Annotated in this window: 14 protein-coding genes; 2 read left to right on the forward strand and 12 right to left on the reverse strand. The window is 36.0% G+C overall.

The annotated features are described in order from the left end of the window. Nucleotides 1–4: 4 nt before the first annotated feature. The 4 genes from ACH3O9_RS14730 to ACH3O9_RS14745 form a co-directional block, all read right to left on the reverse strand. Entirely contained in the window at nt 5–871 is an 867-nt protein-coding gene (locus ACH3O9_RS14730) for an IS3 family transposase (protein WP_416441754.1), read from the reverse strand. Then, a complete protein-coding gene (locus ACH3O9_RS14735; protein WP_416441756.1) occupies nt 868–1,257 on the reverse strand; it encodes a helix-turn-helix domain-containing protein in 390 nt (129 codons plus the stop codon). Before ACH3O9_RS14735 ends, ACH3O9_RS14730 begins: the two co-directional genes overlap by 4 nt. 269 nt (nt 1,258–1,526) lie before the next feature. Then, nucleotides 1,527–2,132 carry a hypothetical protein gene (locus ACH3O9_RS14740; protein ID WP_416441758.1) on the reverse strand — a complete coding sequence of 202 codons (606 nt, stop codon included), beginning with the start codon at nt 2,130–2,132 and terminating at the stop codon, nt 1,527–1,529. A 185-nt stretch (nt 2,133–2,317) separates the two neighbouring features. Further along, nucleotides 2,318–2,986: a hypothetical protein gene (locus tag ACH3O9_RS14745; protein WP_416441760.1), complete on the reverse strand. Its 669-nt coding sequence runs from the start codon at nt 2,984–2,986 to the stop codon at nt 2,318–2,320. A 724-nt stretch (nt 2,987–3,710) separates the two neighbouring features. Between ACH3O9_RS14745 and ACH3O9_RS14750 the strand changes: the two genes are divergently transcribed. Beyond that, the gene (locus ACH3O9_RS14750) at nt 3,711–4,670 is read left to right on the forward strand and encodes an IS110 family transposase (protein WP_416441748.1); all 960 of its coding nucleotides are present in this window, start codon (nt 3,711–3,713) and stop codon (nt 4,668–4,670) included. Nucleotides 4,671–6,102: 1,432 nt separating this feature from the next. On the opposite strand, the gene ACH3O9_RS14755 is transcribed toward ACH3O9_RS14750, so the two are convergent. The 6 genes from ACH3O9_RS14755 to ACH3O9_RS14780 form a co-directional block, all read right to left on the reverse strand. Further along, on the reverse strand, nt 6,103–6,876 hold the full coding sequence (locus ACH3O9_RS14755) for a hypothetical protein (protein ID WP_416441762.1): 774 nt from the start codon (nt 6,874–6,876) through the stop codon (nt 6,103–6,105). Between the two features lie 732 nt (nt 6,877–7,608). Further along, the gene (locus ACH3O9_RS14760) at nt 7,609–7,815 is read right to left on the reverse strand and encodes a GDCCVxC domain-containing (seleno)protein (protein WP_416441764.1); all 207 of its coding nucleotides are present in this window, start codon (nt 7,813–7,815) and stop codon (nt 7,609–7,611) included. Beyond that, on the reverse strand, nt 7,815–8,414 hold the full coding sequence (gene merTP / locus ACH3O9_RS14765) for a mercuric transport protein MerTP (protein ID WP_416441766.1): 600 nt from the start codon (nt 8,412–8,414) through the stop codon (nt 7,815–7,817). The genes ACH3O9_RS14760 and merTP overlap by 1 nt, the downstream gene beginning before the upstream one ends. Further along, nucleotides 8,411–8,785 (reverse strand): ArsR/SmtB family transcription factor, encoded by a 375-nt coding sequence (locus ACH3O9_RS14770; protein ID WP_416441768.1) that lies wholly within the window; start codon nt 8,783–8,785, stop codon nt 8,411–8,413. The genes merTP and ACH3O9_RS14770 overlap by 4 nt, the downstream gene beginning before the upstream one ends. A gap of 811 nt (nt 8,786–9,596) precedes the next feature. Beyond that, entirely contained in the window at nt 9,597–10,019 is a 423-nt protein-coding gene (locus tag ACH3O9_RS14775) for a type II toxin-antitoxin system VapC family toxin (RefSeq protein ID WP_416441770.1), read from the reverse strand. Continuing rightward, complete coding sequence (locus ACH3O9_RS14780) at nt 10,019–10,270, reverse strand: DUF6364 family protein (RefSeq protein WP_416441772.1); 252 nt, start codon at nt 10,268–10,270, stop codon at nt 10,019–10,021. The genes ACH3O9_RS14775 and ACH3O9_RS14780 overlap by 1 nt, the downstream gene beginning before the upstream one ends. Before the next feature lie 373 nt (nt 10,271–10,643). Between ACH3O9_RS14780 and ACH3O9_RS14785 the strand changes: the two genes are divergently transcribed. Then, complete coding sequence (locus tag ACH3O9_RS14785; RefSeq protein ID WP_416441774.1) at nt 10,644–12,110, forward strand: aminoacyl-histidine dipeptidase; 1,467 nt, start codon at nt 10,644–10,646, stop codon at nt 12,108–12,110. A gap of 74 nt (nt 12,111–12,184) precedes the next feature. Here the strand turns inward: ACH3O9_RS14785 and ACH3O9_RS14790 are convergent, their stop codons facing one another. Together ACH3O9_RS14790 and ACH3O9_RS14795 are read right to left on the reverse strand one after the other, a co-directional pair. After that, a complete protein-coding gene (locus ACH3O9_RS14790; protein ID WP_416441776.1) occupies nt 12,185–12,685 on the reverse strand; it encodes a DUF4168 domain-containing protein in 501 nt (166 codons plus the stop codon). A 182-nt stretch (nt 12,686–12,867) separates the two neighbouring features. Continuing rightward, nucleotides 12,868–14,040: a peptidylprolyl isomerase gene (locus ACH3O9_RS14795; protein ID WP_416441778.1), complete on the reverse strand. Its 1,173-nt coding sequence runs from the start codon at nt 14,038–14,040 to the stop codon at nt 12,868–12,870. Nucleotides 14,041–14,042: the final 2 nt, after the last annotated feature.

Raw genomic sequence — 14,042 nt, forward strand, 5'->3', positions numbered from 1 at the left:
TTATTTAAAAGGTCAAAAATTCTAGATTTTCTTTATTCTTTTTGTAGGAACGATAGGGTACATTCTGGTTTATATGAACAAAGGCTGGTGTGTTGAGTTTCAAGCTTAGATGTGTTCTCTTGTTGTTGTAAATATGCACGGCCCTTTTGATCATCTTCTTAGCTAAGGTACAGTTTTTTATAGTTTTTTTAAGTCCGTATTCATATTTTAAGGTTCTGTTGATGCGTTCCGCCACAGCATTTTCGTAGGGGTCATATTGCTGTGTCATGGACATGGTAATCCCGTTTTGTCTGGCAAATTCGGTATATGCTGGATTACAGTACTGAAATCCCCGATCGGAATGGTGGATGAGCTTTTCATTGGGGTATTTGCGGTTTTTAATAGCCATAGCCAGAGCGTCTATACAAAGTGATGTCTTCATATGGTTAGCAAGTTTATAGCCCATTATCTGTTTAGAATAGGCATCTGTGACCAGAGCCAGGTAACTGTGCCCTTTTTCTGTTTTGATATAGGTGATATCACTTACCCAGAGCTGTTCGGATCGGGTAGGGGCTTTGTCCTTGACCAGGTTTTTGTGTTTATAGAATTGATGTTTGGAATTGGTGGTTATAAAAAATCGTTTGGTCCTTGGTACCAATAGGTTATAGGTTCTTAAGAGCCTATAGAACTTGTCCCTTCCCATTTTTATTCCCCGTTGTTCCATTTTGGGTTTAAGGTTATCGTGGAGTTTGATCCCTCCGGTTCTTAGCCCGACTTCGTTTCTATACTCCCTGATCATTTGGATTATGATCTGGTCATTGGTTACTTTGGTTTTATGCGATCTCAAGCGCTTGTAGAAGGCTTGTTTACTGATCCCAAAACATTGTATCAACCATTTTCTTTTAAACGGTCTTGTTTCTTTTTTTCGATCTCTTCTGCCAATGTTTTGGGTAATGACTTTTTTGCCATATCGACTCCTGTGATGAGTTCCATATCGGCGATAACATCCTGTTGGAAGTCCTTTACGAACTCGAGTTCTTCGATACGTTCCTTAAGTTTTTTGATCTCGTCTTTCTTGCTCATGCCTCGTTTCTTTTGTTCTAAAGTACTATATTTTCTTAACCAATAGTCAATAGAGGACCTGGAGATCTGGTATTTTTCAGAAGCGTGGTTTACGGAAATCTGTCCGTTCTGGATCTGGTCGATGATCAACAGCTTGAGTTCATAACCTACTTTTTTGTAAGAATTTTTTCGGCAGGGTGGTTTTTCGTCTTTCATTAGGTATAGTGCTAAAAGGTTTAATTTTTAGTCAACCTATTTCAGGAAAGCACATTTTTTTAATTGGCTATAACGGTCTTGTATATGGCTCGTAGCGTGCAAATTAGCGATAACTTTTCGGTTAAGCACGAGCCGAATTTTTTAATTTTCTTATTACCTTTTCTTTTCAATAAGCCAAATTAAAAAATTTGGCGGACTTCGCAAATATGCTTGAACTTTGAGTTAAGCAACTGCCCAGCTATGAGCTATATACGTTGTTGTAAAACGTTTTATTCCACAATAATTGGTTTCGGAAATATTCCTTTATCCTCAAACATAAAACCGAAATTAGGCTTATTTTCCATTTCATTTAATTCCTTAATTAAATTCAAAAGTAGTTTTTTAGTTTGAGCTATATTTTTAGTGCTATCAATGTTTATACTAATCAGTTTTTTCTCGTCTGCAAGAGAATAATTTCTATCATTACTTGGATTAAATAAATGATTTGTCAAAGCTAATTTTAGGCTATCAATTGGAAATTTCAGTTCGTAGTTTACAGTAATGCTATCAGTATTTACATAAAGTATTTCCCTCAATTTGTAATCAAATATACTCTCGCAAAATTGTAAAGGTTGAATTTTATAGATTTTATCTTCTGTTTCCAATTTAAACATTGCGTATTCTCTTAAACAATCTGTTTCGTCCAGAATTTTTAATATTTCATTGAAGTTTTTAAGTGTGTCGATATCATATTCAACTAATTCATTATCTGCCAATCGAAAAGTCATAAAATGTTGGATTGGTTTTTCAATCGCTATTTGTTTCTTTTCGCTGTTATTCTGTCCGCAACTAAATAGCAGAAAACTCAATATTAGTATGGCGATGGTTTTTTTCAAATGTTTTACAACGGTCTCGTATAACCAAAGTGGTGGAGTTAAATTACCGATTTTTTGGTATTTTGACCCGATTTTCGCAAATAGACAGTGATTTATGAAATCGTCTCTTAGCCACCATTTCTGTTATGCATTGTTGTAAAACGTTGTTTTGTTTAATGTTGAGGCATTTTCGGAGATTGGTTTGATTAAGAGTTCGGTTTTACACCGTTTTCCAGCTTATTCTTATTTCTCCCTATTGTGCTGTCGTTTTCTTTTATATTAGACTTGAATTTTCTCATCTCTTCGTTTTTCTTGGCGCCCTTTAACGTTTGATATTGTTCCCAATTATTACAAGCTTGTGGTATTGAAAACAGTGCTGTCATAAATAATAAAACTATGGTTATAATAGCAAAACGATAGTCTTTTTTTCTTTTTTTGTATTCTATTAAATAATCAATCCCTTTGGGTAATAACTTAACTTTTAAAACACATTCTTCGGCAGGAGTTTTATATCTTGTTCCTCTTGATTCTGAAAACAGTTTATTTTCTATTATCCTTATAAAATCGAGTTGTTCAAGTTCTTTAAAAAGTTCATCGTTTCTATGTCTGTCAGTAACCGCGCCGCCACTTCCTTTTTCTACAAAGGAATTCCTATAGGGCATTAACTTAATTCTCTTTAAAAAAGGAACAATGTCATAAGAACTTAATCCAGCTTTTTTATCAAGTTCAAAGAGTATTTTTATTATGTCGGTCGAGTTTGATTTATAATATGCTTTCTCTAATTCTGAATTAAGCCTTTTAGCATTATTATTATGTTCTAGTTTGAACTTCCAGTTTTGAAACCAATCTTTTATTTTCCTGAAAGGTCTTGTCATTCTCTCTTTGTAATTTCGGTCATAATGTTTTACAACGGTTCTCGGCTATGCGCATTTGCGTAAAAATCCGCTAGGATTTTCGCTTAGTCACAAACCTTTGCAGAAAGATAGGAATTTTCGATAGAAAATTCCGAAGCAATTGCTTATAGCCAGTGTTATAGGGAGATGCGACACGAGTGATTGGAGAAAAAAGGGATTTTACACCAAAAACCACCGATTTTTGCCCAGATTTCACCGATTTTCTGGAGTCGAAAAACCCACCTGCAAGTACCAAAAATCGCGTCCGCTGCTTAAAAATCCGCTTAGATTTTCAAATATTCATGAGCTTTTTAAAAGTCCGCCAAGTTTTGTTCGCTCTGCTTGCGTTTTAATTTGCGGAGCATTTACGTATAACGGTTTAGGCTATGTGTCCGTAGCGTGGTTTTGTAAACTAAGATAGCAAAAAGAAACTGGCGGGAGAAAATCCGCAGGATTTTCCAAAAGGGTAGGGAATAAGCTATGGCTTATAGCCATCCTAAGTTTGTTTCTATTAAATTTCAATATCAATTCAAAAGAACAAAAGAGCAGAGTAAGGTTAGTATAGCCGTAGGAACTTCAGATTCCGTCAACAATGTAAATCCCTGCTCTTTTACTACTTAATTACCTTTAGTTCATTAGGCCTTTAGAGCTTGTTTTTAGGATGTTGTAAATCAAGTAGCTTGTTCTTTTCTAAATTAATTATTCTATGATTAAAAGTACATTATTTTTTGGGATAGATATTTCAAAGGACTGCTTTGATGTTTATTGCAGCCAAACTGGGCACAGTAGTTATTCCAATGATACGAAAGGTTTTAAAGTTTTTTTAAAGGCTATTCCGGAGAGTTCTCATTGTGTTATGGAAGCGACAGGCTGTTATCATCACCAGCTTGCTATGTTTTTGTATGGCAGGGGTATTTGTGTAAGTGTTGTAAATCCTTTGGTTATCAAAAGGTATATACAGATGAAGCTCAAGCGCGTAAAGACCGATAAGAGTGATGCTTTGATGATCTACAGGTACAGCTGTGAACAGGAGTTAGAGCATTGGGAACCAGACCCTGAGTATATAGAGAGCGGCAGAGAATTGCTATCATTAATACAAATGTATTTGAAGCAATCTACGGCCTTGAAGAACAAGTTGCACGCATTTGAGAGTCGTGGGCAGACTAAAGGCAAGATGATTACTTCCATAAAGCGTCAATTACGAGCTCTTAAAAAAGAGCGTCAGCTGTTGGAACAGGAGGTTGAGGCTTTGATAAAAGCGAATGAGCCATCCTTATACGCAAGACTCCAGACTATTCCAGGAATAGGTAAAAAGACAGCAGTATTATTGATGCTTAGTACGGCTAACTTCAAAGATTTTTTAAGTTATAAACAAGTATCATCCTATCTGGGATTAGCACCAAATGAACGTAGCTCTGGAAGTAGTATACGGGGAAGGTCGCGAATAAGTAAAACAGGCGACGGTCTTGTGCGTAACCATCTATTTATGTGCAGTTTTACCGCCTACATTCACAATGCGCAGTGCAAAGCTCTTTTTGATCGTATCGTGTCTAAGGGAAAGAGTAAGAAATTGGCTTTGATTGCAGTTTGTAACAAGCTGATAAAACAAGCGTTTGCAATAGCTAAATCCGGATTATGCTATGATGCTAACTACATGGTAAAATAAGTAGAAGAAAGCTTGGATTTTAGCTTAGTTCATTGTTAAACACTGTAGCACTTACCCAACTCTAGCATTTTTAGTATTCTATATATGTCTGTCACTTTTTCAAATTTATTTCTGGAATTGCGATTTTGGTTAATTTCGGTGGATTTTTTGAGTTTCCAGTTCGCTTTTGTACGTATTGGTTATCTATTTTTTTCCATAATCTTCCGTTCAGTTTCCGGCATGATTTTACTTGCTACTGATTTTTAGCGCTTTCAGATTACAATATTGATTTCCACAATATTTGGCCGTTTTTTTGCTCCACAAGGCAGGTTTTTATCTGCAATTTTCCATTCAGTTTCCAGTTTGATTGGGTGTGATTTTGAGATATTTTTGAGCGTTTTTTGTGGTAAAATTCCGGATTTTGGAAGTTGGTAACGAACTTAAATCTCTATGGAGCTATTGTGTTTAACGTTTCGCGGATATGAGCCGTAACGCCTCACCTCCGCTCACTAAAGGTATCATATTTTTTCAAAAGACGATACCTTCACAGAAATGATGGGGCGTTATGGCTTATATGCGCTGTTGTGTTTAGTTCTTTCGCCCTCGACAATTGCCTTAGCAAAAGGGGCGAAAAGGACGGAGTTGTGCAGCTTCGCGTACTGATTTGGAAAAAATGGAAAATCATGGGTGCGGCCTTGCCCTATGGTCTTTATCTGGGGATAAACCCCGTCGGGCAAGCGTTTTTATTCGTTTAGATTACGGATCCATGCGGTATCGAACTTGACATTGTCAAAAAAAATCGCTACCTTATTCAAGTCTTTTAACGTTCTCAACGTTGGAAAGTGGGCTTTCCACGATGACAATCGCTAAAGACTTGAGCAGCTTTATCAAGCTGCATTGACCCTCCATTCTAAACGAATAAAAACCACCCATTCCAAAAAAGCTGCGCAATTAAATACAACGGTTCTCGGCTATGCGCATTTGCGTAAAAATCCGCTAGGATTTTCGCTTAGCCACAAACCTTTGCAGAAAGATAGGAATTTTCGAGAGAAAATTCCGCAGCAATTGCTTATAGCCAGTGTTATACGGAGATGCGACACGAGTGATTGGAGAAAAAAGGGATTTTACACCAAAAACCACCGATTTTTGCCCAGATTTCACCGATTTTCTGGAGTCGAAAAACCCACCTGCAAGTACCAAAAATCGCGTCCGCTGCTTAAAAATCCGCTTAGATTTTCAAATATTCAGGAGCCTTGTCAAAGTCCGTCAAGTTTTGTCCGCTCTGCTTGCGGTTTAATTTGCGGAGCATTTACGTATAACGTGTTTGTATAAGATTAGTTGCGTGGTTGTAGCTATAAACTTAGTAAATATTAACCGAATAGAAAATCCGCGAGGATTTTCGTAAGTAAACCAGCACTAGCAATTAATTTTATACGGTGTTGGCAATAGTACTTTATTCTTTAATTATTTGCACAATAACATCTTCGTGAAGTTCAATTGAATCTTTAAATTTATCAACGTCTCTAATTTGTCCGATGTCATATATCAAGAATATTAAATTTCTAAATTTAGTTTTATATGCTAAAATGTCGTCATTTATTTGTGCTATTAATAATTTTTCATCTTTCTTACACAGTTTAATTTCAATCGCTAGGTCCAATTTCTCAATACTAAAATCTGGAACATATTGTTTTGATGAATATTCAATATGAGGAAATTCTCTTGCATAATTTATATCATTTGCTATTAACAAATCTTCATATTTATCTTGGACTTGCTTCTCTTTAGTAGGTGTTTCTCTAATAAGTTTTCGTAGTTTCTTTTCTCCCAAATTTATAATTTGAATTAAGTCACTTGCTTCTTCTGCCGTATTATCTCCGTTATAGACTTCACTTATTTCACTTGCTTCTAAATGGTCTTTTGAAGCTAATAATAACCCTTTAGCAGTTTCAAGTTGACCTAAATATGCTTGATGATGTCTTCTCTCAATTGCTCCCTCAACGTCCCAACTTTGGATCAGCATTTGACCTGTTTCTCGCCAGCTCAAGTGATGTAAAGTTTGGTAGTATGTAGAATTTTGTCCGAACACCTCTTTTAAAAGTCTTAATGTATTAGAAAGCCATCTAATATGTTCAGTTGAATTACTTTTCAGAGTCATCAAATTGTCTATTTCCTCAATTGCTAAATTCAGAGAATTTAAAGCTGCTTCTTTACTCCAATTTTTCATTCAGATTTCTGTTTTTGTATTATTGCCAACGGCTTTGTATAAACGCTTTAACGGAAAAAATATACAACAAATTTTCCGCTTTGCGGAAAAGTAGCAGGAACGCGCTGATTTTCGGCAGAAAATTCTCCGTTATTGCTTTTATACTTTGTTACACGCTGGAGCACGGCCCAACTCCGGTATTTTTACGTTGCGAGTTTAGTCAGTTTATCGATTCCAATTTTCTTCTATAATTTACCGATTTTTGATCAAATTTGGTAGATTTTTGAACGTTTTGATCCACTTTTTCCGCTCTGATTTTCAGGTCCGTTTCCCGGTATTTTTTGGTCGTTTTTTTGGTCCGCCAACCAAGTTTTTGTCCGAAATTCTCCGCAAAGTTTCCAGACCGTTTCAGTCCGATTTTGAGATATTTTCGGATGATTTTTGGCTTAAAAACCTGATTTTAGAAGTTGGTATCGAACTTCAATTTTGTGAAGCTCTTGCGTGTAACGGTCTTGTATATGAAAAGTAGCGGATTTTTTGCACTAATTTTTCGGTTAAACACAGACCTTAAATTTATAAAATCCATTTCGATTTAGCACCTAAACCGCTATTTTTTATATACGTTGTTACCCACTGGCTTTATTCCGTTCAGCTTGGTTTTCAGCGTTGGCAAAGACATACTCTTTTGTGATTTTTGGCTTGTGTGTCGGCTGAAGTGAATTACAAATGTGTATGGCTTTTAGCGTTGGCTTTTTAACAACAACTTTTATTTTCTTGAATTGGTGGACAAGCTACTGTACCATAAGAACAATAAACACAACAATCTCCCTCTTTTGGTTTCAAAACCGTTTTACAATTCTCACATTTGTAGAAAAATTGACAAGCGTTTGTTGGCATATCTTCTACTTTTTTATGTCCACAATTTGGGCAAGTAATTTCTGATTTTAATTGAACTTCCATTAGTTTTCTTTTTTGTCGGTTACTTTATAACCTGTTGAGTTAATTGCTTTCTCGATTTCCGTTTCGTTGGTTTTGGTTTTGTCAAACTCAATGATTGCATTTCCATTTTCGTAGGACGTTTTTGAGTTTACAATTCCGTTGAGTTTATTTACTTCGTGATTTACGTGTTCTTCGCAACTCGCACAAGTCATTCCGCTGATTTTAAATTCAGTTGTTTTAATATCCGATTTGTCAACTACAATTATTTGCTTTTCTGTGTTTGGGTAAAAAATTCCTGAATAATATGGAAAAGCCAACATTACAATTGCAAATACGGTTACAATTCCTAAAAATTTTTTTGATTGAATAAATTTTGGTTTTTCGTCCGTCTCACAATCACAGTCGATTTCTTTTTGAGGTTTAAGTTTTTGATACCAAGCAAAGCCAAGAACTAAAATTGTCAGTCCAATTAAATAAGGTCTAAAAGGTTCAATCCACGAAAATGTTGAAGCAATTCCGCTTGTTCCTGCTATTAGAGCCAAAACTGGTGTAATACAACATAATGAAGCTGTAATAGCAGTTAACAAACCTGCACCAATTAATTTGTTTTCGCTTTTCATATCGTTTCTAAAATTTTGTTTTTATCAAGTATCTCAAAGAATGGGTTCAGTAATTTTTCGTATTCAGCCGTAAGTGAGTAAAAAATCGTTTGGGATTCTCTATCGGTTTCCAATAGATTTCTGTCTTTCATTTTTCTCAAATGTTGAGAAATAGCAGAAATATTCATTCCGAGAATGTCGCTTAAATCACAAACACAAAGTCTTTTTTCCTCAAAGAGTAGGTAAAGTATTTTTAGTCGAACGCTATTTCCGACTAATGAAAGTCCGTTCGCCAAATAGTCGAACGATTCGCTTAATTCCGAAACTGTGTCTTTGCAACGATTTATTTGTTTAATATCGGCTTGTTGTCTTATGCAAGAATTATTTTCCATAACACAAAGTTACGTTTATTTCTTATTTAAGCAAATACTTAAATACATAATTCTCAAGCGTTGGGAAAATTTTAGCTCTTTTGGTTTTTTTAGCGTTGGCTTTGTGTGTCAGCAAAAACCGAAAGTGCTAAAATATGTGGCTGGTTTTCAGCTTGTGGGTAACGGCTTTGTATAAACGCTTTAACGGAAAAAATATACAACAAATTTTCCGCTTGCAGAAAAGTAGCAGAAACGCACTGATTTTCGGCAGAAAATCCGCCGTTATTGCTTTTATACTTTGTTACATACTGGAGCATTTAACCAACTCAGCTTTTTTAGCTAGGAGAGAAGTCCGTAATATTCTAAAATCCGTTCTCAGTTTTGATTGATTGTCCGCGATTTTGGTCAATTTTTAGTGGTTTTTATCCATTCTGATTTTCTAATCCGCTGAGATAGTTTTTCGGCGTTTTTAGGAGTTTTTTGGTTCGCCGAATGGATTTTTTCCGCAACGTTTGCGCCTAGGTTCTGTCGGATTTTTGATAGGTTTTTAGCGTTTTTTTGGTCCGCAAACCGGATTTTTATCCGCAATCTTCCTGAACGTTTCCTGACAGTTTCCTTCCAGTTTTGAGATGTTTTTGAGCGATTTTGGTGGTAAAATACTAGATTTTTGAAGCTAGTAAGCAATTTTAATTTTGTGGCGCTCTTGTATGTAACGGTCTCGTATAACCGAAGTGGTGGAGTAAATTACCAATTTTTCGGCTTTTAACCGATTTTCACAAATAAACAGCGGCTTTTGAAATCTTCTCTTAGCCACCATTTCTGTTATATAGTGTTAGCGACTGGCGTTTCCTTTTAAATATGTTTCTGGAGTTAATACAGCCAAATCACTTTTTTTATAATCTTTGATATTCCTTGTCAAGACAATATTGATTTTTCCATTTTTTACAGCTGAAAAATTCTGTAGTGCATCTTCAAAATCTTTAAAACCTGAATTCAAGGAATCTAACACAACTTCTTTATCCATTATAAGTACATCTATTAGGGTTAAAAGTTGTTTTATTTTTTCTATAACCAGATCGTGGTTTGCTGTTTTTCTTAATAAGTAATATACGTTGCAAATAATTACAGGAGTTGTGTAACCTTTTAATTTATTCTCCTCGCAAAGATTTAGAATTTCACCAGCAAATTCCGCAAACGGTTTTCGATCAAAAAAGAAATCTAAGAGGACATCTGTGTCAATAAGAACTTTATCCATTATAAATATTTCTCTTCTAAACGGTTTCTGAGTTCTTTTTTATAATCCATATTTTTTGGCATCTTGAAAGAACCTTTTAAGGAACTAACCACAGGATTCAATTTTTTGTCTTTTTGTTGCTTTTCTTCCTTTGTAAGAACTTTTAAGTAATTTTCAATTATATCAGAAAGACTACGGTTTTTTTCCTTAGCATAATCCTTTGCTCTTTTAATAATCTCTTGTTCAATTGTTAAAGTGAGTTTTGTGTTCATGGCGATATTATTAAAGTTCTTCCACAAAGATATGAAAAAAATAAATACACGTATAAAATATATTTAATTCACACGTTTGTTTTGCTTGTCGCTAACTTGTTTATATGCGTACTAAATATACTTTTATTTATCTAAACTAGGACGATATGTGCACCTTTGGTGCTTATTACATATATCAAATGAATGGAAGCCTGAAAAATTCCCATAATGGTCTTATGTTTTATAGCATTATAAATTATTGACTTCTCATCTGTATAAGTCAAAAATTTCAAGTTGATTTAAAAAGCTGCGAATCCCAAAATTGATTGTATATTATAACCAAATCAAGGTAATTAAAATCTCTGGAAGGTTAAATTTGCATAAAATTAATTTTATGGGCAATTCTCAAATATATCAATTACAACCCGTTTCCGTTTGGAAGAATTTCGCAGACCTTAATGCAGTTCCACGCCCTTCTAAAAAAGAAGATCGCGTCATAGATTTTATGAAGCAGTTTGGTGAAAATCTTGGGCTGGAAACTTTTGTAGATCATGTGGGCAATGTTATTATTAAAAAACCGGCGACAATCGGTATGCACGATAGAAAAGCGGTGATCCTTCAGTCGCATCTTGATATGGTTCATCAAAAAAACAACGACACTACCTTTAATTTTGATGAGCAGGGTATCCAGATGCAAATAGCAGGTGATTGGGTTAAGGCGCAAGGCACTACGCTGGGTGCAGATAATGGTCTCGGTGTTGCGACTATTATGGCGCTTCTTGAGAGCAAAAATATTCCGCATCCCGCTATAGAAGCGCTTTTTACGATAGATGAAGAGACCGGCATGACTGGTGCAATGGGCTTAAAAGGTGGTATTTTAAACGGTGATATTTTACTAAATCTGGATACCGAAGAAGATGATGAGATAGGGGTAGGCTGTGCCGGCGGTATAGATATCACCGCCACGAGAACTTATAAGGAAGAACCTGTTGAAGCAGGAAAAACCGGTTTTGAGATTGTGGTTAACGGCTTGCAAGGTGGTCATTCTGGGATGGAAATTCATAAAGGTCTGGGTAATGCAAATAAGATCATAAATCGGTTATTTACTGACGGATTTGAAAATTACGGAATAAGAATTTCATCAATAAATGGTGGTGGATTACGGAATGCGATTCCTCGCGAAAGCGTTGCCTGTATCAATATAGATTCCGTTCATAAGGATGCTTTTTTAGAAGACATGAATGAGCTGGCCGAAACGATAAAAGATGAATATAAAAGTATAGATCCTGATCTTAAATTTACATTTACTGAAGCTGAAGCATACAAAACGGTAATAGATCTTGGTGTGCAGGAAGGTTTTATACGAGCGATGCAGACTGCCTGGAATGGCGTTTTTCGTATGAGTCCGGATATTGCAGATTTAGTAGAAACCTCTAATAATGTAGCTCGCGTTTCAGTAGGGAATGGAAAGATTGAAGTTCTGTGCCTAACGCGCTCTTCTGTAGAATCTACGCGTATAGATCTTGCTAACACCATTCGCAGTGCTTTTGAACTTATAGGTTGCGATGTTGAATTTTCGGGTGAATACCCGGGCTGGAAACCTAATATGGACAGCGCTATACTGAAGGTTTTAGTAGAGAAATATAAAAAATTGAACAATGCAGAACCTCATGTCGCCGCTTGTCATGCAGGTTTAGAATGTGGTATTCTGGGCCAGAATTACCCTGATGTTGATATGATCTCTTTTGGCCCCACAATTAAAGGAGCTCATTCTCCAGATGAGCGCGTTAGTATATCTTCAGTGCAAAAATTCTGGATATTTATTCAGGAGATATTAAAAGATATTCCTGTTAGAGTGTAATAAATCCATTACTCTAAATAAAAAAAAGGTGTCGCACAACGTGACACCTTTTTAATTATAATTCGGTAAGAATTTTATCCTTCTGTTTGTTTTTTCATTAGAATACTCTGAAACTTTTGTTGTAGGCCCTTATCGTTTTGAAGTGCCATAGCCACCGCTTTATAACGATCTAACGTTAAACCGCTATCTTCAATAATAGCTTCCATTTTAGTTTCCAGTTCAGGCTGCATTTTTTCTAGTTCGCCTACAATTGCAGCGTGCATTTTCATTTCTTCGTCTGTAACTTCAAGTTTGCTGTTAGGATCCATTGTTGATTTTTGAATCTCATTGAAGCGTTGTATATTAAGCCCTTTATCTTTTATGATTCCCATCATTTCCTGCTGGGCGGTTTGGTTTTCTACCTGTACTTCTTTAAATGCATCTGCAAACTTATTCAGTTCTGCAGTAGATACTTCAGTAGCAGCGGTTGTTGCTGCCGGAGCTGTTGTCTCCTGTGCCTGGGTTGTTAAACTCATACCGCCTATTAAAGCTCCTGCGAGCACTAACTTTAGAATATTATTTTTAAATCTTATCATGTTCAAAATTTTTAATGTGAATTGCAAAGTTTAGTAAAATCAATGTCAGGCAACCTAATTTTAATACACAAACTGCCATTTTTTAGAAGAGCTTAACATCTGCCGACATGTTTTCTTAAAAATTGAACATAAAAAAACCGCTGATGTGTACAGCGGTTTTTTTTTCGCTTTAAGCGAAATTCTTATTTGCTTTCTTCTCCTTTGATAGAAACAATCTCGATCTCAAAAATTAGATCTGCCTTGGCTGGAATCACAGCATAACCGCGCTCTCCATAAGCCAGGTGATAAGGAATGAAAAGTGTTGCTTTATCGCCCACTTTCATTTGTTGTACTCCTTCTTTAAAACCCGCGATCATACGCGCATCTGGGCTGTAAGCCACTTCAATACATTCATACTGACCTTCTGGGCGGGTTTGTTTTTCATATTCATCTGCAACCTCTTTTATGCTGGTGTCAAAAAGTTCACCATCGCTAAAATAACCTGCATAATCTACAAGAACTGTCTGACCAAGTTTAGGTTTAGGGCCATCTCCTTTTTTCTGAAAATAGATCGCTAGTCCACTTTCCAGAGTATCTGCCTGTGCACGTTGCTCATCAAATTTAGCTGTTACCGCTTTCAGCTTTTCAGCTTTTGCTTCAGCTGCAGCACGATCTTCTTCAGCTTTTTTAGCAAGTTCTTTATCAAAAACGGCAGGAGCATCAAATTTTTTGGCAGCGTTACCTTTTCGTATAATCGTTATCTTTTGAATGTTTACAGGTGTTTTAGGTCTTCCCATCTGTGGGTTTTCCATTTCTACTTCTGTGATAGAATCAAGTACATCAAAACCTTTTATTAGTCTGCCAAAAACAGTGTGACAGCTTACTCTTGGGTTTTCACAATCTTTTAGTGTACCTGCAAGATCGTAACCGTCTAAATGTGGAGTAGCGGCATCTGTGATAAAAAACTGACTTCCGTTTGTACCAAATCCTGAATTTGCCATAGATAAAACACCGGTAGTATCATGGCGCAGTTCTGGTCTTAGTTCATCAAAAAACTTGTAGCCCGGGCCACCGCTTCCTGTACCTTCAGGATCGCCACCTTGTATCATAAAATCTTTGATGATGCGGTGAAATGTGAGTCCGTCGTAGAAAGGTTTTCCTTTGTATGCAGAATCTACGGCTTTGCTGTTTCCTTCTGCCAGAGATACAAAACTAGCTACAGTTGCAGGGGTTTTATTAAAATAAAGTTGAGCAAGCATAGTGCCCTTATCTGTTTGTATTGCAGCGTACATCCCGTCTTCAAGATCTGGATATTTGTCGTCGCAGGCAACAAAGGCAAGCATAAGTGTAAAAAGAACCAGTGATAGTTTTTTCATAA

Source organism: Leeuwenhoekiella sp. A16 (genome assembly GCF_047946675.1).
Classification (GTDB): Bacteria; Bacteroidota; Bacteroidia; order Flavobacteriales; family Flavobacteriaceae; genus Leeuwenhoekiella.

Bases quoted from the DNA above. Each gene is read 5' to 3' on its own strand.
- ACH3O9_RS14790 (WP_416441776.1), bottom strand. From the start codon at position 12,685: ATGATAAGATTTAAAAATAATATTCTAAAGTTAGTGCTCGCAGGAGCT.
- ACH3O9_RS14750 (WP_416441748.1), top strand. From the start codon at position 3,711: ATGATTAAAAGTACATTATTTTTTGGGATAGATATTTCAAAGGACTGC.
- ACH3O9_RS14780 (WP_416441772.1), bottom strand. From the start codon at position 10,270: ATGAACACAAAACTCACTTTAACAATTGAACAAGAGATTATTAAAAGA.
- merTP (WP_416441766.1), bottom strand. From the start codon at position 8,414: ATGAAAAGCGAAAACAAATTAATTGGTGCAGGTTTGTTAACTGCTATT.
- ACH3O9_RS14735 (WP_416441756.1), bottom strand. From the start codon at position 1,257: ATGAAAGACGAAAAACCACCCTGCCGAAAAAATTCTTACAAAAAAGTA.
- ACH3O9_RS14775 (WP_416441770.1), bottom strand. From the start codon at position 10,019: ATGGATAAAGTTCTTATTGACACAGATGTCCTCTTAGATTTCTTTTTT.
- ACH3O9_RS14795 (WP_416441778.1), bottom strand. From the start codon at position 14,040: ATGAAAAAACTATCACTGGTTCTTTTTACACTTATGCTTGCCTTTGTT.
- ACH3O9_RS14785 (WP_416441774.1), top strand. From the start codon at position 10,644: ATGGGCAATTCTCAAATATATCAATTACAACCCGTTTCCGTTTGGAAG.
- ACH3O9_RS14755 (WP_416441762.1), bottom strand. From the start codon at position 6,876: ATGAAAAATTGGAGTAAAGAAGCAGCTTTAAATTCTCTGAATTTAGCA.
- ACH3O9_RS14770 (WP_416441768.1), bottom strand. From the start codon at position 8,785: ATGGAAAATAATTCTTGCATAAGACAACAAGCCGATATTAAACAAATA.
- ACH3O9_RS14760 (WP_416441764.1), bottom strand. From the start codon at position 7,815: ATGGAAGTTCAATTAAAATCAGAAATTACTTGCCCAAATTGTGGACAT.
- ACH3O9_RS14745 (WP_416441760.1), bottom strand. From the start codon at position 2,986: ATGACAAGACCTTTCAGGAAAATAAAAGATTGGTTTCAAAACTGGAAG.